Raw genomic sequence first — 21,743 nt, 5'->3', positions numbered from 1 at the left:
AGAAGGACACACCCATGCTTCAAGTTGCAGTGGATCCGGGCAAGGTGCCCGCTCTCGTGTTCGAACGGTCACCGGGCTACTGGCAGACCGTGGGGCGGCGTTTCATGCGCGACCGCGTGGCCATCGGCGCGGCGGTGGTGGTGACCATCCTGCTCATCCTGGCGGTGTTCGGTCCCTGGCTGGTGCCGTCCGATCCTTACGCCTCGTCGATGATGAAACGCCTCAAACCCATCGGCTTCGAGGGCCACCCGCTGGGCACCGACGAGCTCGGGCGCGACATGCTCTCGCGCCTGATGGTGGGCGCGCGGCTCTCGCTGTTCATGGGCATCACGCCGGTGATCCTGGCGTTTGTGGTGGGTTCGCTCATCGGCATCACCGCGGGCTACGCCGGCGGCACGCTCAACACCGTGATGATGCGCACCATCGACGTGTTCTACGCCTTCCCCTCGGTGCTGCTGGCCATTGCGCTCTCGGGCGCACTCGGCGCGGGCATCACCAACTCGCTGATCTCGCTGACCATCGTGTTCATACCGCCGATTGCGCGGGTGGCCGAGAGTGTGACTACGCAGATACGGGGGCGCGACTTCGTGGATGCGGCGCGTGCTTCGGGCGCCAACGCCTTCACCATCGTGCGGGTGCATGTGCTGGGCAACGTGCTCGGGCCGATCTTTGTGTACGCCACCAGCCTGATCGCGGTGGCGATGATCCTGGCTTCGGGCCTGAGTTTTCTCGGCCTGGGTGTGAAGCCGCCAGAGCCGGAGTGGGGCCTGATGCTCAACACCCTGCGCACGGCGATCTACGTGCAACCGTGGATCGCGGCCTTGCCCGGCGTGATGATCTTCATCACCTCGATCGCCTTCAACCTCCTGGCCGACGGCCTGCGTTCAGCGATGGAGATCAAACAATGAGCCTGAGCACCCCCGACATCGGCGGCCCGGCACAACCCCTCATGGGTGTGCGCGGCCTGGTCAAACATTTCCCGCTCAAGAAAGACGTGTTCGGCCGGGGCGGCGGCGTGGTGCGCGCGGTCGATGGCATCGACTTCGACGTCTTCAAGGGCGAGACCCTGGGCGTGGTGGGCGAGTCGGGCTGCGGCAAGTCCACCACCGCGCGCCTGCTCATGCAGCTGATCCGCCCCGACCGTGGCGAGATCGTGTTCGACGGCCAGACCGTGGGTGGCGCCTCTTTGAGCCTGAAGCAGTTCCACCGCCAGACGCAGATGGTGTTCCAGGACAGCTACGCCTCGCTCAACCCGCGCCTGACCATGGAGGACTCGATCGCCTTTGCGCCGCAGGTGCACGGGCTGCCGCGCCAGGAGGCGGTGGAGCGCGCGCGCGACCTGCTGGCGCGCGTGGGCCTGGAGCCGCGGCGCTTTGCCGAGCGCTACCCGCACGAACTCTCGGGCGGACAGCGCCAGCGCGTGAACATCGCGCGTGCGCTGGCCCTGCAGTCGCGCCTGATCATCCTGGACGAAGCCGTCTCGGCGCTGGACAAGTCGGTCGAAGCACAGGTGCTCAACCTGCTGCTCGACCTCAAGGACGAGTTTGGTCTGACTTACATCTTCATCAGCCACGACCTCAATGTGGTGCGCTACATGAGCGACCGCGTGATGGTGATGTACCTCGGCCAGGTGGCAGAGATCGGCGAGAGCGAAACCCTGTTCGACCATCCCGCCCACCCGTACACGCGCGCGCTGCTCTCGTCCATCCCGTCCATGGACCCGGACCACCGCACCGAAGTACCACCGCTGGCCGGCGACCCACCCAACCCGATCAACCCGCCACCGGGCTGCCGTTTCCACACCCGATGCGCGCACGCCCAGCCGCTGTGCTCGGAGCGTGTGCCCTCGCTCAGCCCCATCGAACAGGGCCAGGTCGCGTCGTGCTGGATGCACGTGGCCGACAGTGGTCACACCGAAGCGCCTGTGTTGTTGAAGGAAGCGGCATGAACCCCGATACCGAGGACAAACCTTTCGTCGACGTGCGCAACCTGCGCGTCACCTTCACCGGCGGCAAGAAACCGGTGGAGGCCGTCAACGGCGTGGACCTGCAGGTCAAACGCGGCGAGGTGGTCGCGCTGATCGGCGAATCCGGCTCGGGCAAGAGCGTCACGCTGCGCAGCCTGCTGCGCCTGCACCCGCCCGGACGCAGCCGCATCGAAGGCGCCATGCGCGTGGGCGACCAGGACGTGCTCGCGCTCGGTACACAAGCGCTGGCCGACTACCGCGGCAAGGTCGCGTCCATGATCTTCCAGGAGCCGCTGCTCGCGCTCGACCCGGTGTACTCGGTGGGCGCGCAGATCACCGAGGCGATCCGTCGCCATGAAAACGTAAGCGCGGCGCAGGCGCAGCAACGTGCGCTGGAGCTGTTCGAGCGCGTGCGCATTCCCAGCCCCGAGCGGCGCCTGCAGGCCTATCCGCACGAGATGTCGGGCGGCATGCGCCAGCGCGCCATGATCGCTCTGGCCCTGGCCTGCCGGCCCCAGCTGTTGCTGGCCGACGAGCCCACCACCGCACTGGACGCCACGGTGCAGATCCAGATCTTGCTGTTGCTGCGCGAGCTGCAGCGCGAACTGGGCCTGTCGGTCATCTTCGTCACCCACGACATCGGCGCCGCGGTGGAGGTGGCCGACCGGATTGCGGTGATGTACGCCGGGCGCATCGTGGAAGAGGGCGCCGCCGCCACCTTGCTGCGCGCGCCGCGCCACCCTTACACACTGGCCCTGCTCAAGAGCCGCGCCAGCGGTGCACTGCCCAAGGGCACGCGGCTGGAGACCATTGCCGGCTCGCCGCCCGACCTCACCGCCTTGCCCGCCGGCTGCGCGTTTTCCGACCGCTGCCGCATGGTGCAGGACGCCTGCAAGACCACCCGTCCCGAGATCAGCTGGCTCGCCGCCGGCCACAGCGTGCGCTGCCTGCGCGTGGCCGAAACCGCCGCCTGACTTCACTCCAACAACAAGATCCCATGACACCCCACGCCGACGTTCTGCACGATCCCGCCCGCGCCTTCATGCCCTACCCCGCCGTGCCGGTGCCGCGTGCGGCCACCGGTCCGCTCGCCGGGCTGGGCTTCGGCGTCAAGGACCTCTTTCACATCCAGGGTTACCCCACCAGCGGTGGCCAGCCCTTGCTGCTGGCGCTGCTCGGTGTGCAGACCCGCACGGCGCCCACGGTGCAGACCCTGCTGGATGCGGGCGCGCGCTTCGTGGGCAAGACCATCACCGACGAGCTGGCGTTTTCCATGAACGGACAGAACGCGCACTTCGGTTCGCCCATCAACGGCGCCGCGCCCGACCGCATCGCCGGGGGCTCTTCCTGTGGCTCGGCGGCCGCGGTGTCGCACAGCCTGTGCGACTTTGCGCTGGGCACCGACACCGGCGGTTCGGTGCGCGCCCCGGCCAGCCATTGCGGCCTGGTCGGCCTGCGGCCCAGCCATGGCCGCGTGAGCCTGCAGGACGCGCTCGACCTCGCGCCCAGCCTGGACACCTGCGGCTGGTTCACGCGCGACGTGCCCACCTTCGCCCGCGTGGCCAAGGTGCTGCTCGGTGACGATGCCCAACCCCTGCCGAAAAACGTGCGCCTGCTCGCCCCGGCCGACCTGTGGGCGCTGGCCACACCGGAAGCCCGCAAGGCGCTCGCGCCTGCGCGCAGCCAGATCGAGGCCGTGCTCGGCAAGGCCGGCAAGGCGCAGGTGGTGCTGGAGAGCCTGGACGCGATGTACTGGCACTTCCGCCACATCCAGGGCCACGAGTCGTGGCAGGTGGACGGCGATTTCATCCGCCGCTTTGCGCCGCCGCTCGGGCCGGGTGTGGCGCAGCGTTTTGAGTGGAGTTCAAAAGTCACCGACGCGCAGGCCGCCGAGGGCCGTGCCTTCCGCGAGCGCTTCACCGACCACCTGACGCAACTGCTGGGCGACGACGGCGTACTCGTCATGCCCACCATGCCCGACATCGCGCCCCGCGTGGCCGACCCGGAGAGCGCGCTGGAGGACTACCGCAACCGCGCCATCCGCCTGCTGTGTGTGGCCGGCTTGTCGGGCTTTCCGCAACTCAGCTTGCCGCTGGCGCGCCGCGCGGGTGCCCCGCTGGGCTTTTCGCTGCTGGGTCCGCGCGGCAGCGACCGCAGCCTGGTGCGCCTGGCCGAGCGCATCACACGGGGAACCGGCAAATAGACCCCCAAGGCGCCGGTCAGCCAAGCCTGATCCAATGTTGATCCATGAACACCGAGCTGCCCCTGTCGCCCCCATCCACCGAGCCCGACGGCACTGCCACCGACCGGGTGTTTGATGCCATTTACCGCGCCGTGCTGGAACACCGGCTCGCGCCTGGCGAATGGCTGCGCGAAGCCGAGATGGCGACCGAATTCAAGGTCTCGCGCACGGTGGTGCGCCAGGCCCTGCAACGCCTCGCGCAAGACCAGGTGATCGAGCTGCGCCACAACCGCGGCGCGCGTGTGCCGCTGCCCAGCCTGGAAGACGCGGTCCATGTGTTCGAGGCGCGGCGCATCGTGGAATGCGAGGTGGCACGCCGCCTGGGTGGCCGGCTGACACCTGAGCAGCTGGCCGAGCTGCGCGCAGTGGCGCAGGCCGAACAGGCCGCCGACCAGCGCGGCGACCGGGCCGAAGCCATCCGCATGTCGGGTGAGTTTCACCACGCGCTCACGCGCATGCACGGCAACCCCGTGTTCGGCCGCCTGCTCAACGGTTTGCTGCCCACCACCTCGCTGCTGATGGCGCGCTTCAAGGTCGATGGCGGGCAGGTCTGCGTGGCCCACCGCCATGTGGACCTGATCGATGCCCTGCTGCGCGGCAGCGCGCCCGCCGCCGCCGAGATGCGCAAACACCTGGTGGAGCTGGAGCGCTCGCTGGTCGACACGCCGGTGCGTGGCCGGCGCCTGCGCGATGCCTTTGCCGCCTACCGCGACACCCCCCAGCCCGAACCCGAACTGCCATGAACACCCTCACACCCACACCCTCATACACCACCGCTACCACCGGCCTGCGCATCGATGGCGAGCGCCTGTGGGCCTCGCTCATGGAGCTGGCGCAGATCGGCGCCACGCCCAAGGGCGGCGTTTGCCGCCTCGCGCTGACCGATCTCGACCGCCAGGGCCGCGACCTGGTGACGCGCTGGGCGCGCGAAGCCGGCATGAGCGTCACGGTCGACAAGATCGGCAATGTGTTCATGCGCCGGCCCGGGCGCAACCCGGCACTGCCCCCGGTCATGACCGGCAGCCACATCGACACCCAGCCCACCGGCGGCAAGTTCGATGGCAACTACGGTGTGCTGGCCGGCATCGAGGTGGTGCGCACGCTCAACGACCACGGCATCCAGACCGAGGCGCCGATCGAGGTCGCGTTCTGGACCAACGAGGAAGGCTCACGCTTCGTGCCGGTGATGATGGGCTCGGGCGTGTTCGCCAAAGCCTTCACGCTGGAACACGCCTACGCCGCGCGCGACACCGAAGGCAAGACCGTGCGTGAAGAACTGGAGCGCATCGGCTACATCGGCGAGCAGGAACCTGGCGACCACCCCATCGGCGCCTACTTCGAGGCCCACATTGAACAAGGCCCGGTGCTCGAAGACGCCGACGTCACCATCGGCGTGGTGCACGGCGTGCTCGGCATCCGCTGGTTTGACTGCACCGTGACCGGCATGGAGGCACACGCCGGCCCCACGCCCATGGCGCTGCGGCGCGACGCACTGCAGGTGGCCACCCACCTCATGCAGGAGGTGGTGGCCTCGGCGCTGCGCCACGGTCCGCACGGTCGCGGCACCGTGGGCATGGTGCAGGTGCACCCCAACAGCCGCAACGTGATTCCGGGCCAGGTGAAGTTCTCCATCGACCTGCGCAACAGCACCGACGCGCTGGTGGACCAGCAGGTGGCGGAAGTGCGTGCGCTCGCTGCGCGCCTGAGCACAGAAACCGGCATGGCGATCGGCATCGAGCAGGTGTCCAGCTACGCGGCGCAGCCGTTCGACGCCGGTTGTGTACAGGCCGTTCAGGGCGCGGCCGAGCAGCTGGGTCTGAGCCACATGCCGGTGGTCTCGGGCGCCGGGCACGACGCCATTTACGCCGGGCAACTGGCGCCGGCCGGCATGATCTTCATTCCCTGCAAGGACGGCATCAGCCACAACGAGATCGAAGACGCGAAGCCCGCGCACATCACCGCCGGCTGCAACGTGCTGCTGCACGCCATGCTGGAGCGTGCTGGCGTTGTGGACGCTTGAGTCAGTCCGGGAAGGCTTCGCCCAGCGCCATCACCTGCCCGGTGCTCGCCGCCTCGTAGCCCTGCAGCGCGGCCACACGCGAGCGGAACGCCGGTGAGCGCAGCACGGTGAGCACCGGCCGCAGTTCCGCGCGGTCCATCGCGTCGGGTGGCACGGCGAAGAAGTAGCGCTCTTTCAGCAGCGGGATGAAGTGCAGCCCGAAGCGGTGCGCGGCGGTCTGCACGCCGATGCCCACATCAGCCATGCCGCTGGCCACATAGGCGGCCACGCCGGCGTGGGTCAGCTCGGTGTTGTCAAAACCGGTCACCGCGCGCGCGTCGATGCCGTGGCGCTGCAGCAGCAGGTCGGTCAGCACGCGTGTGCCCGAGCCCTCGGGCCGGTTGACGAAGCGCAAGCCACGACGCGTGAGGTCTGCCAGGCCTTGAATGCCTTTCGGGTTGCCGGGAGCCACGAACAAACCTTGCGTGCGCACCGCCAGGTGCACCAGCAGGTGCTGGTCGCGCTGGAGCCAGGGCAAATAGCGCTGCGCCGCGGCCGCCTCGAATTCGCCCAGCGGCACGTGAAAGCCCGCCAGCTCGCAGTCGCCCTGCGCGAGCGCGGCCACGGCTTCCAGGCTGTTGCGGTAGCGCAGTTCCACTGGTACCTGGCGCGCAGCCAGTTGCTCGCGCAGCGCGGCCACCGCAAACCCGTGGCTGGCGTGCAGGCGCGGCACTGCGCGCTGGCGGCGCTGCACGCGCCCGAGTTCACCTTCGAGTTCCGAGGCCAGGGATTCCAGCAGCGGCTGCAGCCGCGCTCCGATACGGGCATCGGCCCAGATGAGTTTTTCGCCCAGCTCGGTGAGTGCCGAGCCGCGCCCCCGCCCGCGCACCAGCAGGGGCTGGCCAAACAGCGCTTCAGCCTGCTGCAGCAGACCCCAGGCGTGGCGGTACGAGAGACCGAGTTCGCGGCCCGCCTGCGAGATGCTGCCCGAGGCCTGCACCGCCGCCAGCAGCTGCAGCAAGGTGTTGGCGTCCAGCGCGGGACCGTTGTCCTGGCTGAGGTGCCATCGGGGTTGCAGGGTGACGCGCAGCATGGCGGAAGGGCCCGGGTTTATGCAATGAAGAACATATTAAAACCCGGTGCCGGTGCTAGGCTGCGACGATGACCACCGTGATCCCCATCCGACCCGTGGAAACCGTGCGCCGCGGCGCACCGCGCCACACCCCCAAGGGTCGCCAGACCACACCGCAGGCGCGCGAGCGCGTGGCGGTTTTGTGCGCAGGCCTGGCGCCGCGCACCGACCTGCTGATCGAACACCTGCACCGGCTGCAGGACGGTGAGGGCGCGCTGCGCCATGGCCACCTGGCCGCGCTGGCCGAGAGGCTCAAACTCAGCCAGGTCGAGGTGTTCGAAGTCGCGAGCTTCTACCACCACTTCGAGATCGTGGACGACGACGCGGCCGTGCCCGCCACCGTGGTCCGTGTGTGCGACAGCCTCTCGTGCTCCATGGCCGGCAGCCACCAGTTGATGACCGATCTGCAAATGGCCCTGGCGCATGACAGCTCGGTGCGTGTGCAGCCCGCGCCCTGCATCGGCCAGTGCCACCGCGCGCCGGCCGCGTGTGTGGGGCAGCGGCAGTTGCCGCACGCCACGGTGGACGCGGTGCAGGCCTTGCTCAAGAGCGGCGACACCGACCCGCGCGAGCTGCCGGTGCCCGAGGCGTCTGAACTCAAGCAGTTGCAGCGCCTGCTTTCTGGCGAACTGAGCAACGAGCAGGTGCTGTCCGAACTCAAGGTGTCCAACCTGCGTGGCCTGGGCGGCGCGGGTTTTCCGGCGTGGCGCAAGTGGGAGACGGTGCGCGCCCAACCCGGCCCACGCCACATGGTGGTGAACATCGATGAAGGTGAGGTCGGCACCTTCAAGGACGGCCACGTGCTCACCAGCGCGCAGGCGGGTGCGCCGCAGGTGCTCGAAGGCCTGCTGATCGCCGCGCAGGTGGTCGGCATAGCTCACGTGTGGCTGTACCTGCGCGACGAATACCACGATGCGCGCGTGCTGCTGCAGCGTGAACTCGACACGCTGCAGGGGCGTCTGCAGGCGCTCACTGCGCAATACCCGGGCTACACACCGCCTGTCATCGAACTGCGGCGCGGCGCCGGCGCCTACATCTGCGGCGAAGAGTCCGCGCTCATCGAATCGGTGGAAGGGAAACGCGGCCTGCCGCGTCTGAAGCCGCCCATCGTCGCGCTGCACGGCGTGTTCGGCCGGCCCACGCTGGCGCACAACCCCGAGACCCTGTGGTGGTTGCCCGAGGTCCTGGCGCACGGTGGCGCGTGGCTGACCACGCACGGACGCGCCGGGCGCAACGGCCTGCGGCGCTTTTCGGTGTCGGGCCGGGTGAAGCAGCCCGGCGTTTATCTGGCGCCCGCCGGCATCACGCTGCGCGAACTCATTGACGAACACGCCGGCGGCATGGCCGAGGGCCACACGCTGTACGCGTACTTGCCCGGTGGTGCCTCGGGCGGCATCCTGCCCGCCGCCCTGGCCGACGTGCCGCTGGACTTCGACACCCTGGCCGAGCACGGCGCCTTCATCGGTTCCATGGCGGTGGTGGTGATGGGCCAGCACGACCGGGCCCGCGACGCGGCGCTGAACCTCATGCGCTTCTTTGAACACGAATCCTGCGGCCAGTGCACACCCTGCCGCGCCGGCACCACCAAGGCGGTGGAGCTGATCCAGGCGCCGGTGTGGGACGCAGCGCTGCTGGCCGAGCTCTCGCAGGTGATGCGCGACGCCAGCATCTGCGGCCTGGGCCAGGCGGCACCCAACCCGGTGGACAGTGTGCTGCGGTTCTTTCCTCACGAGGTGGGCGCATGAAGACCAACGACTTGCCCGAACACTCGGCCCCGATCGCCTTCACGCTCAACGGCCGCGCGGTGGAAGCCGCGCCGGGCGAGACCCTGCTCAAGGCCGCGCAGCGCGCCGGTGTGGCCGTGCCGCATCTGTGCCACCAGGACGGCCTGCGCAGCCCCGGCAACTGCCGCGCCTGTGTGGTGGAGATCGACGGTGAGCGCGTGCTCGCACCCTCGTGCTGCCGGTCTCCCACGCCGGGCATGGTGGTCACCACCGACAGCCCGCGCGCGGCGGCGGCACAGAAGACGGTGCTGGAACTGCTGCTGTCGGACGCGCCGGACACGGCGGCACTCAAACACGACAGTGAGCTGGCACATTGGGCCGGTATCGCGGGTGCGAGGGCAGGGCGCTTCCCTGCCCGTGCCGCCGCCGCGCAAGACCTGAGTCATCCGGCCATGACCGTCAACCTCGACGCCTGCATCCAGTGCACGCGCTGCATCCGCGCCTGCCGCGAAACGCAGGGCAACGACGTGCTGGGTCTCGCGTTCCGCGGTGGCCACGCGCAGATCGTGTTCGACCAGAACGACCCCATGGGTTCCAGCACCTGCGTGGCCTGCGGTGAATGTGTGCAGGCCTGCCCCACGGGTGCGATTGCGCCAGCCAATGGCGCGTACGCCAAGGTTTCAGACAAGACCGTCGATTCCGTCTGCCCCTTCTGCGGTGTGGGCTGCCAGCTCACGTATCACGTGAGTGACGAGAAGATCGAACACGTCGAGGGCATCGCCGGCCCCGCCAACGAAGGTCGCCTGTGCGTCAAGGGCCGTTTCGGCTTTGACTACGCGCACAGCCCCGAGCGGCTCACGCGCCCGCTGATCCGCCGCGCCGACGCACCGAAAGATCCGCATGCGGTGATGCGCCGCGACTGGAAGACCTTGTTCCGCGAAGCCAGCTGGGACGAAGCGCTGGACGTGGCCGCCAACGGCTTCAAGCAGGCCATGGCCAGCACCACCGCGCGTGGCCGCCAGGGCCCGGTGGCCGGCTTCGGTTCGGCCAAGGGCACGAACGAAGAGGCCTACCTGTTCCAGAAGCTCATCCGCACCGCGTTCGCCACGCACAACGTGGACCACTGCACGCGCCTGTGCCACGCCTCCAGCGTGGCCGCGCTCATGGAAGGACTGGGCTCGGCCGTGGTGACCAACCCGTTGCGCGACGTGGAGCACGCCGATTTCGTGCTGCTGATCGGCGCCAACCCGGCGCAGAACCACCCGGTGGGCGCGACCTGGATCAAGAACGCGGTCAAGCGCGGCATGAAGCTGGTGCTGGCCGACCCGCGCCGCACCGAACTCGCGCGCCACAGCTGGAAGCACCTGGGCTTCAAGGCCGGTACCGACGTGGCGCTGCTCAACGCGCTGCTGCACACCATCGTGTTCGAAGGCCTCACCGACCCGGCCTACATCGAAGCGCACACGCTGGACTTCGCCTTGCTCAAGGCCCACCTGGTGGACTTCTCGCCCGAGGCCATGGCGCCGGTCTGCGGCATCGATGCGGCCACGCTGCGCGAGGTGGCGCGCGCCTACGCCACGGCGAAGAACAGCATGATCCTCTGGGGCATGGGCATCAGCCAGCACACCCACGGCACCGACAACGCGCGCTGCCTGATCGCGCTTTCGCTCATCACCGGACAGATCGGCCGCCCCGGCACCGGGCTGCACCCGCTGCGCGGGCAGAATAACGTGCAGGGCGCGAGCGACGCGGGGCTGATTCCCATGGTGCTGCCCGACTACCAGAAGGTGAGTGATGTGCACGCCCGCGAGAAAGCCGAGCACCTGTGGAACCTGCCGCCCGGCACGCTGGGCAGCGAGGCCGGCCTGACCGTGGTGGAGATCATTGACGCGGCGCACCGCCGCGAGATCCGCGCCATGCTGATCCAGGGCGAGAACCCGGCCATGAGCGACCCCGACGCCACCCATGCGCGAGAGGCGCTCGCGGGGCTGGACCACCTGGTGGTGCAGGACATCTTCCTGACCGAAACCGCGAGCCTGGCCGATGTGGTCTTGCCCGCCACCGCGTGGCCCGAGAAGACCGGCAGCGTGACCAACACCGACCGCTGCGTGCAGCTCGGGCGCAAGGCCGTGCGCGCACCCGGTGAGGCCAGGGCCGATGCGTGGATCACCGAGCAGCTGGCGCGCCGTCTGGGTCTGGACTGGACGTATGGCGTGGCCGCCGATGGCACCGCCACCGAAGACGCACACGGTGGCATTGGCGCCGTGTTTGAAGAGATGCGCGCCATGATGCCCAGCATCGCCGGCCTCTCGTGGGCGCGGCTGCAGCGCGAAGGCGCGGTGACCTACCCGGTGAGCAGCGAGAGCGACCCGGGCCACCCGGTGGTGTTCACCGACGGATTTCCCACGATCAGCGGGCGCGCCACGCTGGTCGGCGCCCATGTCACGCCGCCGGCCGAGGTGCCCGACGCCACCTTCCCCATGGTGCTCATCACCGGGCGCCAGCTGGAGCACTGGCACACCGGCAGCATGACGCGGCGCAGCGGCGTGCTCGATGCGCTCGAACCCGGCCCGGTGGTCAGCCTGCACACCACCACCGCGCAGCGGCTGGGGCTGCAGGCCGGTGCTGTGGCGCAGGTGCGTTCGCGCCGCGGCACAGTGGCTCTGCCGGTGCGGCTGGACGACGCCATGCCGCTGGACACCGCCTTCATTCCGTTCGCCTACGCCGAAGCGGCGGCCAACCTGCTCACCAACCCGGCCCTGGACCCGGTGGGCAAGATCGCCGAACTGAAGTACTGTGCGGTGGACGTGCGCCCTGCGGTGCTCACGCAGGAATCGGCCCCGGTTTGATCTGACGCAAAGCTGGTCGACCAGGCCCTTTCTACGATGGCGTGAAGCCGCCGCGCGCGGAACTGTTCATTCATCAACTGGAGGAAAGCGACCATGTTCAAGAAGATCCTGCTGCCCACCGATGGCTCCGAGCTCGGCGTGTTCGCCACCCGAGCCGCCGTGGGCCTCGCCAAGAGCCAGGGAGCCCAGATCGTGGGCGTCTACGTGATCGACCCGTTTCCCTACATCGGCATCGGTGACGCTTCGGCCATCGGCCTGCAGGCCTACCTCACCGAGGCCAAGACCGCGGCCGGCGTGGCGCTTGATGCCGCGAGCATGGCCTGCGCCGCCGAAGGCGTGCCGTTCGCCGGCGACACCATCGAGCGCAACGTGGTCTACGAGGGGATCATCGAAACAGCCGAGGCCGAAGGATGCGACCTGATCGTGATGGGCTCGCACGGCCGCCAAGGGGTGAAAGCGCTCATATTGGGCAGCGTGGCGCAGAAGGTGCTGACCCACGCCAAGATGCCCGTGCTGATCGTGAAATCGTAGAGACGCTCTCAGCGCATGAACTTGCCGCTGGCGTTGACGATCGAGAGATCCGAAAAATCCAGGCCGGTGTGGTCGGTGGCGCTGTAGCTGATCTGCAGACCTCCGATGTCGTAGTTGCGCATGCCTTCCAGCGCGTCGCGCAGGGCCACCGGGGTCGGGTTGGGGCCGGCGCGGCGCAGGCCTTCGGTGAGCACCTTGGCGGCGGCAAAGCCTTCCATCATGGCGGGCGACACGCCCTCCAGGCCCTTGGCCCTGGCCAGGTCCTGCGCTTCCTTGATCAGCGGAAACGCCACCGAGCGCTCGTTGGGGAAGACCTGCGTGACGATCACGCCGCGAGCGTGTTCGCCCAGCAGTTTGATGAAGCCCTCGGAGGCGTTGTTGGACAACGTGACCAGCTGCGCCCGCGAACCCGCTTCACGGATCGCCTTCATGCCGTTGGCGGCGTTGCCGGCCGAGCCGATCACCATCACCGCCTGGGCGTTGCTTTTCACCACGCGGGTCGCCAGCTCGGTGAAGTCGGGCTTGTCGCGCGGGAACTTCTCTTGCATCACCGGCGTCTGTTTCACCGTGGCAAATCCCTTGAGCGCACCCGCGGCCGAGTCGGCGCCGAAGGAGTCGTCGGTCTCCAGCAGCGCGATGCGTGTCATGCCGATGCTGGCGAGGTGTTCGATGGCCTTGGCGGCCTCGCGCTGGTAGGTGGCGCGCACGTTGAAGACCCAGGGGTTCACCGGCTCGTGCAGCACCATGGCCCCGGTGCTCGGGCCCACCAGCGGCACCTTGAACTCGGCCAGCATGGGCAGCAGGGCTTGTGAATGCGGTGTGCCCCGGTTCAGGAACAGGGCCAGCACCTTCTGTTCGGTGATGAGCTGGCGCGAGACTTCCACCGTGACCTTGGGGTCGAACTTGTCGTCCACCGAAATCATGTCGATCTTCTGGCCGTTGACGCCGCCGCGTGCGTTCACCGCGTCGAAGTACAGCCGGGCGCCGTCGATGTTTTCCTTGACGCCGGCCGCCACCGAGCCGGTGATGCCCGACGGGTTTCCGATGCGCAGCTGCGCCCAGGCGGGCAGGGAGAGGGTGACAAGCCCGGTGAGCGCGAGGGTGGTGAGGCCCCTGGACCAGGAATCGGAGATTTTTTTCATGGTGTGTGTATCGAAATGAGGGCTCAGTCTAGGCAGTCAGCCCGGGTGGGAAATTGTGGTTATGACGTACACGGTGTGGGGTATGCCGCATCGCTCCGTAGAATCTTTGCGTCCCCCTCTGGAGCCCCCTGCATGTCCGATGCCTTTTTGCCCGCCGAGTTGCCTGCGGGCGCGATTCAACCCGCGTCCGACGATGAGGGTCGTGACCGACCGACGGAAGGTGGCACTGGCCTGATCCGCATCCGTGGCGCGCGCCAGCACAACCTGAAAAACATCGACCTCGACATCCGCACGGGCGAACTCACGGTGGTCACCGGGCCCAGCGGTTCGGGCAAATCGAGCCTGGTGTTCGACACCTTGTTTGCCGAGGGCCAGCGCCGCTACGTGGAGACCTTCAGCGCCTATGCGCGCCAGTTCCTCGACCGCATGGACAAACCTGCGGTGGACCGGGTGGAGGGCGTGCCGCCAGCGATCGCCATCGACCAGACCAACCCTGTGCGCAGCTCACGATCCACGGTGGGCACCATGACCGAGCTCAACGACCACCTCAAACTTTTGTTTGCGCGCGGCGCCGAGCTGTTCGACCGCGACACCGCCGCCCTGGTGCGGCACGACTCGCCAGAGTCGATTTATCTTGAATTGAAACAACGGGCCGAGGAGCGGGGTGACCCGAGGTTGGTGGTCACCTTCCCGGTGGAGCTGCCCGCCAGCACCACCCCGGAAGAAATCGAGCAGTGGCTCTCGGCCAGCGGCTACACACGGGTGCAGGCCGAACGCGTCGTGCACCGCGCCGCGCCCGCCGTGGACGACAAGGCCAAGACCAAAGGCAAGGCGAAGACCGCACCCATGGAGGCGATCAAGGTGCTCGACGTGGTGGCCGACCGCTTCCGCATCGGCACGACCGAACCCGCGCGCGTGATGGAGGCCATCGAGGTCGGTCTGAAGCGTGGCGGCGGCAAGCTCATGGTCTACGCCCTCGCCAATTCGGGGTCAGCCAATTCGGGGTCAGATTCCAATTTCGCGAGCGCGAAATTGGAATCTGACCCCGAATTGAGCCCCGAATTGAAAGAGGCGGCCGAGCCGGAGATCTGGCGTTTCAGCACCGGCCTGCATTGCCCCGAGAGCGACATTCGTTACAGCGAACCCACGCCGTCGATGTTTTCGTTCAACTCGGCGGTGGGGGCCTGTGAGGCCTGCCGCGGATTCGGACGGGTGATCGGGGTGGACTATGGGTTGGTGATTCCGAACGACAAGCTCACGCTGCGTGCCGGCGCCATCAAGGTGTTCCAGACGCCGGCCTGGAAAGAGGCGCAGGACGACATGATGCGGCACGCGGAAGCCGCCGGCATCCCGCGCGACACGCCCTGGGCGAAGCTCACCGAGGAGCAGAAACACTGGGTGCGCGCAGGCTCGCCGCAGTGGAACGGCAAGTGGAACCAGCACTGGTACGGCGTGGACCGCTTCTTCGAGTACCTGGAGAGCAAGGCCTACAAGATGCACATCCGCGTGCTCTTGTCCAAGTACCGCAGCTACACCGAGTGCCCGAGCTGTGGTGGCGCGCGCCTGAAGACCGACAGCCTGCTCTGGCGTCTGGGCACCAAGGTGCAGGCGGATGCGGTGCTGAAGCCGGAGAAGCGTTATTTGCCGCACGGCGTGAAGTGGAGCCGTGCGCAGGTGGAGGCTTTGCCGGGGCTGTGTCTGCACGACTTGATGTTGTTGCCGCTGGACAAGCTGCGCACCTTCTTCGCCTCTTTGGCTCCCTCCCCCGCGCAAGCCCCCATCCCAACCTTCCCCCAGGGGGGGAAGGAGCCGAACACTGGCCAGGCGCAGGCCCTCAAACTCCTGCTCGACGAAATCAACACCCGCATCCGTTACCTCTGCGAGGTCGGCATCGGTTACCTCACACTGGACCGCCAAAGCCGAACGCTCAGCGGCGGTGAGGTGCAGCGCATCAACCTCACCACGGCGCTGGGCACCTCGCTGGTCAACACCTTGTTCGTGCTCGACGAGCCCAGCATCGGCCTGCATCCGCGCGACATGGCGCGCATCGTTGACGCGATGCTGCGCCTGCGCGACGCGGGCAACACGCTGGTGGTGGTCGAGCACGACCCCGCCGTCATGCTCGCGGCCGACCGCCTGATCGACATGGGCCCCGGCCCGGGCGAACGCGGCGGGCAGATCGTGTTCGACGGCACGCCCGAGGCGATCCGTTCGGCCGACACGCTGACCGGCGCTTACCTCGGCGCGCGCAAGACCATCGGCATGGGCTTCAAGCGTGCGGTGACCGACAGCACGCCGCGCCTCATCCTGGAAGGCGCTCGCGAACACAACCTGAAAGACGTGTCGGTCGAGTTCCCGTTGCAGCGCCTGGTGGTCGTCACCGGAGTCTCGGGTTCGGGCAAGTCCAGCCTGATCCAGGACGTGCTGGCACCCGCGCTGCTGCGCCACTTCGGCAAGTCCACCGACACGCCCGGCGCACACGACCGGCTGCTCGGCGCCGAACAACTCGGCGAGGTGGTGTTCGTCGACCAGTCGCCCATCGGCAAGACCGCGCGCTCCAACCCGGTGAGTTATGTGGGCGCGTGGGACGCCATCCGTGCGCTGTTCGCCGACGCACCGCTGTCGCGCCAGCGCAGCTACACGCCCGCCAAGTTCAGCTTCAACAGTGGCGACGGGCGCTGCCCCACCTGCGGTGGCTCAGGCTTTGAACATGTGGAGATGCAGTTCCTGAGCGACGTATACCTGCGCTGCCCGGACTGTGACGGCAAGCGCTATCGGCCCGAAATCCTGGAGGTGCGCATCGAACGCGGCGATCGTTCGCTCAACGTGGCCGACGTGCTCGACCTCACGGTGAGTGAAGCCGCCGAGCTCTTCAAGGCCGACCGCGAAGTCATCCGCGTGCTGCAACCCATCGTGGACGTGGGTCTCGAATACGTGAAGCTCGGCCAGCCCGTGCCCACGCTCTCCGGTGGCGAGGCGCAGCGCCTCAAGCTCGCGGGTTTCCTGGCCGAGGCCTCCAAAAGTGCCAGCGCGAGCCGCCAGCCGCTCTCGCGCAAGGGCACGCTCTTCCTGTTCGACGAGCCCACCACCGGCCTGCACTTCGATGACATCGCCAAGCTCATGCGCAGCCTGCGCAAATTGATCGACGCCGGCCATTCGCTGGTGGTGATCGAGCACAACCTGGACGTGATCCGCTCGGCCGACTGGCTGATCGACCTGGGCCCCGAGGGCGGCGACGCCGGTGGCCTGGTGGTGGCCGAAGGCCCGCCCGAGCAGGTGCGTGAACACGCCAGCAGCCACACCGCCAAGGCCTTGCGCGAATACGCGCTGTCCATGGGCGAGGTGCACGCCGTGCGCGAGGGCCGCGCGGCCGACTACCTGGGCCAGTCAAGCGGCTTGGCCGCCGCGGCGCGCCGCAGCGACCAGCACGGCAACGCCATCCGCATCGTCAACGCCAAGGAACACAACCTCAAGAACCTGAGCGTGAACATCCCGCGCGGCCAGTTCAACGTGATCTCGGGCGTTAGCGGTTCGGGCAAGTCCACGCTGGCCTTCGACATCCTGTTCAACGAAGGCCAGCGGCGCTATCTGGAGAGCCTGAACGCCTACGCGCGCAGCATCGTTCAGCCGGCGGGCCGCCCCGAGGTGGACGCGGTCTACGGCATCCCGCCCACCGTGGCGATCGAGCAGCGGCTCTCACGCGGCGGGCGCAAGAGCACGGTGGGCACGACCACCGAGGTCTGGCATTTCCTGCGCCTGCTGTATGTGAAGCTGGGCACGCAGCACTGCGTGCACGACGGCGCGGCGGTGATGCCGCAGAGCGCCGACAGCATTGCGGCCGCTATCCTCAAGCGCTACGCGGGCCAACACATCGGCCTGCTCGCGCCGCTGGTGGTCAACCGCAAGGGCATCTACACCGAGCTGGCTGACTGGGCACGCCCGCGCGGCTATACCCACCTGCGCGTGGACGGCGAGTTCCTCCCCACCACCGGTTTCCCGCGCATCGACCGTTTCAAGGAACACACCATCGAGCTGCCGGTGGCCGACTTTGTGGTGAATGCCGATCAGGAAGCCCAGCTGCGCAGCCAGCTCACCAAGGCGCTGGAGATCGGCAAGGGCGTGGTGCATGTGCTGCACCCGCTCGACGGCCTGGCCCGTGCGTTGGAAGAGGGCTCGTCCACCCGTGAACTCGGCCAGCTGGAGGTGTTTTCCACCACGCGCGCCTGCCCGGTCTGCGCCACCAGCTACCCCGAGCTCGACCCGCGCCTGTTCTCCTACAACAGCAAGCACGGCTGGTGCCCCGACTGCGTGGGCACAGGGCTGAAGCTCTCGCGCGACCAGCGCAGCGTGCTCGACGATTCGGTGCGCGACGACAAGGAGCGTGGCCGTGAGCAGAGCTTTGCCGAACCCGAGGTGGACGACCTGGTCGACGAAGTTTGCCCGGGTTGCGAAGGCACGCGCCTGAACGCGCAGGCCCGCGCGGTGAGATTCAGCGGTGTGGGCATCACCGACGTGGCGCGGCTGTCGGTGCGCGAGGTGCGGCAGTGGGTGCAAGGCCTCATGAAAGAAGCCGTGATGTCCACCCGCGAAACCGGCATCGCCCGCGACCTGCTGCCCGAAATCGAAAGCCGCCTTGCCTTTCTGGAAGAGGTGGGCCTGAACTACCTCACGCTGGACCGCGGAGCGCCCACGCTCAGCGGCGGCGAGGCGCAGCGCATCCGCCTGGCGGCGCAGCTGGGCAGCAATCTGCAAGGGGTGTGCTACGTGCTCGACGAACCCACCATCGGCCTGCACGCGCGCGACAACGCGATATTGCTCAACGCATTGCACAAGCTCGGCGACATGGGCAACACGCTGGTGGTGGTGGAGCACGACGAAGACACCATCCGCCGCGCCGACCACATCATCGACATCGGCCCCAGCGCGGGCAAGCGCGGTGGGCGCGTGGTGGCGCAGGGTTCGGTGGACGACCTCTCGGCGAATCCCGAGTCGGTAACGGGGCGTTATCTGCTGCATGCGATGAAACATCCGCTGCAGCCGAGGCGCGAGGTGACCCCGCTCGATTCCTTCCCCCTCTGGGGGAAGGCAGGGATGGAGGCAGGCGCACCGAATGCCGTGGCTCAGGCGAGCCCCCACCCCAGCCCTCCCCCAGCGGGGGAGGGATCAAGTCATTGGCTGCGGGTGCATGCCGCCCAGCTCCACAACCTCAACCAGCTCGACGCCGCGGTGCCACTGCAACGCCTGGTCGTGATCACCGGCGTGTCCGGCTCCGGCAAGTCCACGCTGGCGCGCGACGTGCTGTTGACCAACGTGGCCGCCGCCGTCGCCCAGCGCAGCACCCGGGCCGGCCGCGACGCGATGGACAAGGGCCAGTACCCGGCGTGGTCGGGCTGCGCCAGCGTGAGCGGATACGAGACCGTGGACCGCGTGCTCGAAGTCGATCAGACACCCATCGGCAAAACCCCACGCTCATGCCCGGCCACCTACATCGGCTTCTGGGACACGGTGCGCAAGCTGTTCGCCGACACGCTGGAAGCCAAGGCGCGCGGTTACGGCCCGGGCCGTTTCAGCTTCAACACCGGCGAAGGCCGCTGCCCGGGCTGCGAAGGCCAGGGCATGCGCACCATCGAGATGAGCTTTCTGCCCGACGTGAAGGTGCCCTGCGAGGTCTGCCACGGCGCCCGCTTCAACCCCGAGACCCTGGCCGTGACCTGGAAGGGCAAGAGCATCGGCGACGTGCTGCAGATGGAGGTGGACGAGGCGGTCGACTTCTTCGCCGCCATGCCGAGCATCGGCCACCCGCTGCAGTTGCTGAAAGACGTGGGTCTGGGCTACCTCACGCTGGGCCAGCCCAGCCCCACGCTCAGCGGCGGCGAGGCGCAGCGCATCAAGCTCGTCACCGAACTCAGCAAGGTGCGCGACGACATCACGCGCCGCGGCCAGAAGCCGCCGCACACGCTGTACGTGCTGGACGAACCCACGGTGGGCCTGCACATGGCCGATGTGGAAAAACTCATCCGCGTGCTGCACCGCCTGGTGGACGGCGGCCACAGCGTGGTGGTGATCGAGCACGACCTGGACGTGATGGCCGAAGCCGACTGGATCATCGACCTCGGCCCCGAGGGCGGTGGCGGTGGTGGTCTTATCGTGGCCGCGGCACCGCCCGACGAGGTGGTGCGGCTGGACACGCACACCGGGCGGGTGCTGGGCCCGGTGCTGGCGCGCTGATCAGGGTCGCCCGGCGCCGGGCACGCTCACCTCGGTCATCCACACAGACGCCTCGCGCGCCTGCTGGCGAGCGTGTTCGTTGAAGTCGGGCGCCACGCAGATGAACAGCGTGCGTCCGGCCGGGCCACCGAGCGTGCAGGCGAACGCGCCGAGGGCGCCGGTTGAGATGCTTTCCAGGATCTCGCCGCCGGGCGCCATGCGCACCACCCGGTTGGCGATGGCGTCGGCAAACCAGACAGCGCCCTCGGCGTCCAGCGTGGCGCCGTCGGGCGCTGCCTTGAGATTGCCCAGCACGGTGCCGATGTCGGTCAACGTCGGCAAGGGGCCGAAGGCCGCCCAGTCGCGGCGCGCACCCAACGCGCCGTCGGCTTGTATGTCGAAGGCCGAGATGCGGTTGCCCATGGTCTCGCCGACGATGAGGGTTTTTCCGTCGGGCGTGATCATGCTGCCGTTGGGAAAGTAAAGATCGTTCGCCACGACACGCACCGAACCATCGGGGTCCACCCGCGCCAGCGTGGCGGCTTGCGGCGTGCCGCCGCCCATGAGATCAAAGCCGAAGTTGCCGACGTATGCGCGACCGTGTGAGTCCACCACCATGTCGTTGGTGTGACCGCCGGCGATGGACGACAGGTCGGCGTGGGTGACGAGTCGACCATCGGCCTCCTGACGCAGGATCTTTCGATCGCGCATGGACACCACCAGCAAGCGCCCGTCGGGCAGCCAGCCCATGCCCGAGGGTTGTCCGGGCACCTCGGCGATCTTCTCCACCTGGCCCTGCAGGTCCACGCTCAGAACCTGGTGCGTGTAGAAGTCCGACAGCCACAGCCGGTCGTTGTGCCATCGGGGGCTCTCCAGAAAGGTGTAGCCCGAGACCAGAACCGAAAAGCGCGGATCGATGACCATGTTGTCTCCTTGAATTTGTTGGAGTGACCACCTTAGACCAGCGCGGTGGGCCCAGGCAAGCGCGGGCCTTCAGGCAGGTGACGCCTGCGTTACTCTCGCGCCGTGCAGCATCAGGTCATTCACATCCACCCGTCCGCCCCGGCGCAGCCCGCGCTGGGCGCGCCGTGCAACGGTTGCGGGGTGTGTTGCCTGGCCGAGCCCTGCCCGCTGGGGCAGGTGATCTCGCGCAAGCGCAGCGGGGCGTGTGACGCACTGCGCTGGGACGAAGCGCAGGCGGTCTACCGCTGCGGCGCCATCACCGATGCCGCGGGCGTGCTGGGCCCGCGCTGGCGCTGGGCGGCGCCGGTTTTGCAGAAGCTGGCCCACCGCTGGATCGCAGCGGGCGTGGGCTGTGATGCCAGCCTGAAGAGCGAACGGGGCTGATCAGCGCGCGAACAGCACGATCACGCCGATGACCAGCGCGGCGATGACGAACATGAGCACGCGGGTTCGCACGCGCAGCAACTCCACCGCCGCCACCAGCCGCGCGTTCTGCTCGGCCAGTTCGGCCAGCGTTTGCGCCATCTGGGTCTGGGTCTGGGCCTGCTGGTCGATGAGCTGGCGCGCTTCGATCAGCCGGTTGCGCAGTTCTGCCAGGCTGGGCGGTGTGTCCGACACCAGGTCCATGGGCGAGGGGGAGACCGGCGGGCTGTCGGGCGACTTCTGCCGGTCCATCAACTTGCGCGCAGCGTTGAGCACCTTGGGCGCGTGTTCGATCACGTCACCCCAGGGGATCACTTTCAGGGCGAGCAGCCAGGGAATGGCCATGCGGAGGTCCTTTCAAGGGTGGAGCCAGGGGGGCATTCGAGCTTAACGGTCTCCTGCATCTGGGGCGGGCTTGCGCCAGATCAACCTGTGGACCGGTCATTGTCTTAATATCAGCATGCACTAATGCATCGATATGGAGAAGTCCATGGACTGGACCGGCTGGGTGGAGCACTGGGGCGAAGCCCGGCTGCTGGCGGCTTGTGGCTTGCTGCTGGGTCTG

The 21,743-nt window shown here is 68.1% G+C and carries 15 protein-coding genes; 11 read left to right on the top strand and 4 right to left on the bottom strand.

Going from position 1 to position 21,743, the window contains the following annotated elements:
- The first annotated feature begins 14 nt into the window (after positions 1-14).
- Genes Q0C59_RS07065 through Q0C59_RS07040 form a run of 6 tightly spaced genes read left to right on the top strand, consistent with a single transcriptional unit; the run spans position 15 to position 6,228 of the window.
- On the top strand, positions 15-908 hold the full coding sequence (locus Q0C59_RS07065) for an ABC transporter permease (RefSeq protein ID WP_291213536.1): 894 nt from the start codon (positions 15-17) through the stop codon (positions 906-908).
- On the top strand, positions 905-1,948 hold the full coding sequence (locus Q0C59_RS07060) for an ABC transporter ATP-binding protein (protein WP_291213534.1): 1,044 nt from the start codon (positions 905-907) through the stop codon (positions 1,946-1,948). The genes Q0C59_RS07065 and Q0C59_RS07060 overlap by 4 nt, the downstream gene beginning before the upstream one ends.
- On the top strand, positions 1,945-2,940 hold the full coding sequence (locus tag Q0C59_RS07055) for an ABC transporter ATP-binding protein (RefSeq protein WP_291213532.1): 996 nt from the start codon (positions 1,945-1,947) through the stop codon (positions 2,938-2,940). Before Q0C59_RS07060 ends, Q0C59_RS07055 begins: the two co-directional genes overlap by 4 nt.
- A 23-nt stretch (positions 2,941-2,963) precedes the next feature.
- Complete coding sequence (locus Q0C59_RS07050; protein WP_291213530.1) at positions 2,964-4,169, top strand: amidase; 1,206 nt, start codon at positions 2,964-2,966, stop codon at positions 4,167-4,169.
- A gap of 44 nt (positions 4,170-4,213) precedes the next feature.
- The gene (locus Q0C59_RS07045; protein ID WP_291213528.1) at positions 4,214-4,951 is read left to right on the top strand and encodes a GntR family transcriptional regulator; all 738 of its coding nucleotides are present in this window, start codon (positions 4,214-4,216) and stop codon (positions 4,949-4,951) included.
- Positions 4,948-6,228: a Zn-dependent hydrolase gene (locus Q0C59_RS07040; protein ID WP_291213526.1), complete on the top strand. Its 1,281-nt coding sequence runs from the start codon at positions 4,948-4,950 to the stop codon at positions 6,226-6,228. Before Q0C59_RS07045 ends, Q0C59_RS07040 begins: the two co-directional genes overlap by 4 nt.
- A gap of 1 nt (position 6,229) precedes the next feature.
- Here Q0C59_RS07040 and Q0C59_RS07035 read toward each other — a convergent pair whose 3' ends face one another.
- A complete protein-coding gene (locus Q0C59_RS07035) occupies positions 6,230-7,300 on the bottom strand; it encodes a substrate-binding domain-containing protein (RefSeq protein ID WP_291213525.1) in 1,071 nt (356 codons plus the stop codon).
- A gap of 68 nt (positions 7,301-7,368) precedes the next feature.
- Between Q0C59_RS07035 and Q0C59_RS07030 the strand changes: the two genes are divergently transcribed.
- The 3 genes from Q0C59_RS07030 to Q0C59_RS07020 all read left to right on the top strand — a co-directional run bounded on the left by Q0C59_RS07030 (position 7,369) and on the right by Q0C59_RS07020 (position 12,443).
- The gene (locus tag Q0C59_RS07030) at positions 7,369-9,084 is read left to right on the top strand and encodes an NADH-ubiquinone oxidoreductase-F iron-sulfur binding region domain-containing protein (RefSeq protein ID WP_291213523.1); all 1,716 of its coding nucleotides are present in this window, start codon (positions 7,369-7,371) and stop codon (positions 9,082-9,084) included.
- Positions 9,081-11,912 carry a molybdopterin-dependent oxidoreductase gene (locus tag Q0C59_RS07025; RefSeq protein WP_291213521.1) on the top strand — a complete coding sequence of 944 codons (2,832 nt, stop codon included), beginning with the start codon at positions 9,081-9,083 and terminating at the stop codon, positions 11,910-11,912. The genes Q0C59_RS07030 and Q0C59_RS07025 overlap by 4 nt, the downstream gene beginning before the upstream one ends.
- A 93-nt stretch (positions 11,913-12,005) precedes the next feature.
- The gene (locus Q0C59_RS07020) at positions 12,006-12,443 is read left to right on the top strand and encodes a universal stress protein (RefSeq protein WP_291213519.1); all 438 of its coding nucleotides are present in this window, start codon (positions 12,006-12,008) and stop codon (positions 12,441-12,443) included.
- Positions 12,444-12,451: 8 nt separating this feature from the next.
- Here Q0C59_RS07020 and Q0C59_RS07015 read toward each other — a convergent pair whose 3' ends face one another.
- Positions 12,452-13,585, bottom strand: coding sequence for an ABC transporter substrate-binding protein (locus tag Q0C59_RS07015; protein ID WP_291213517.1), 1,134 nt, complete (start codon positions 13,583-13,585; stop codon positions 12,452-12,454).
- A gap of 132 nt (positions 13,586-13,717) precedes the next feature.
- Here Q0C59_RS07015 and uvrA point away from each other — a divergent pair, with 132 nt between their 5' ends.
- Positions 13,718-19,813 (top strand): excinuclease ABC subunit UvrA, encoded by a 6,096-nt coding sequence (uvrA, locus tag Q0C59_RS07010; RefSeq protein WP_291213515.1) that lies wholly within the window; start codon positions 13,718-13,720, stop codon positions 19,811-19,813.
- On the opposite strand, the gene Q0C59_RS07005 is transcribed toward uvrA, so the two are convergent.
- Complete coding sequence (locus Q0C59_RS07005) at positions 19,814-20,716, bottom strand: SMP-30/gluconolactonase/LRE family protein (RefSeq protein ID WP_291213513.1); 903 nt, start codon at positions 20,714-20,716, stop codon at positions 19,814-19,816. It lies immediately after the preceding gene.
- Positions 20,717-20,818: 102 nt separating this feature from the next.
- Between Q0C59_RS07005 and Q0C59_RS07000 the strand changes: the two genes are divergently transcribed.
- Positions 20,819-21,139 carry a hypothetical protein gene (locus Q0C59_RS07000; RefSeq protein ID WP_291213511.1) on the top strand — a complete coding sequence of 107 codons (321 nt, stop codon included), beginning with the start codon at positions 20,819-20,821 and terminating at the stop codon, positions 21,137-21,139.
- Here Q0C59_RS07000 and Q0C59_RS06995 read toward each other — a convergent pair whose 3' ends face one another.
- Positions 21,140-21,523, bottom strand: a complete 384-nt coding sequence (locus tag Q0C59_RS06995) for a hypothetical protein (RefSeq protein ID WP_291213509.1) — start codon at positions 21,521-21,523, stop codon at positions 21,140-21,142.
- Positions 21,524-21,743: the final 220 nt, after the last annotated feature.

Source organism: Hydrogenophaga sp. (assembly GCF_022844385.1).
Taxonomy (GTDB): Bacteria; Pseudomonadota; Gammaproteobacteria; order Burkholderiales; family Burkholderiaceae_C; genus Hydrogenophaga.
The sequence above is the reverse complement of the archived record's forward strand: the minus strand, read 5'-3'. Positions and strand labels throughout refer to the sequence as shown.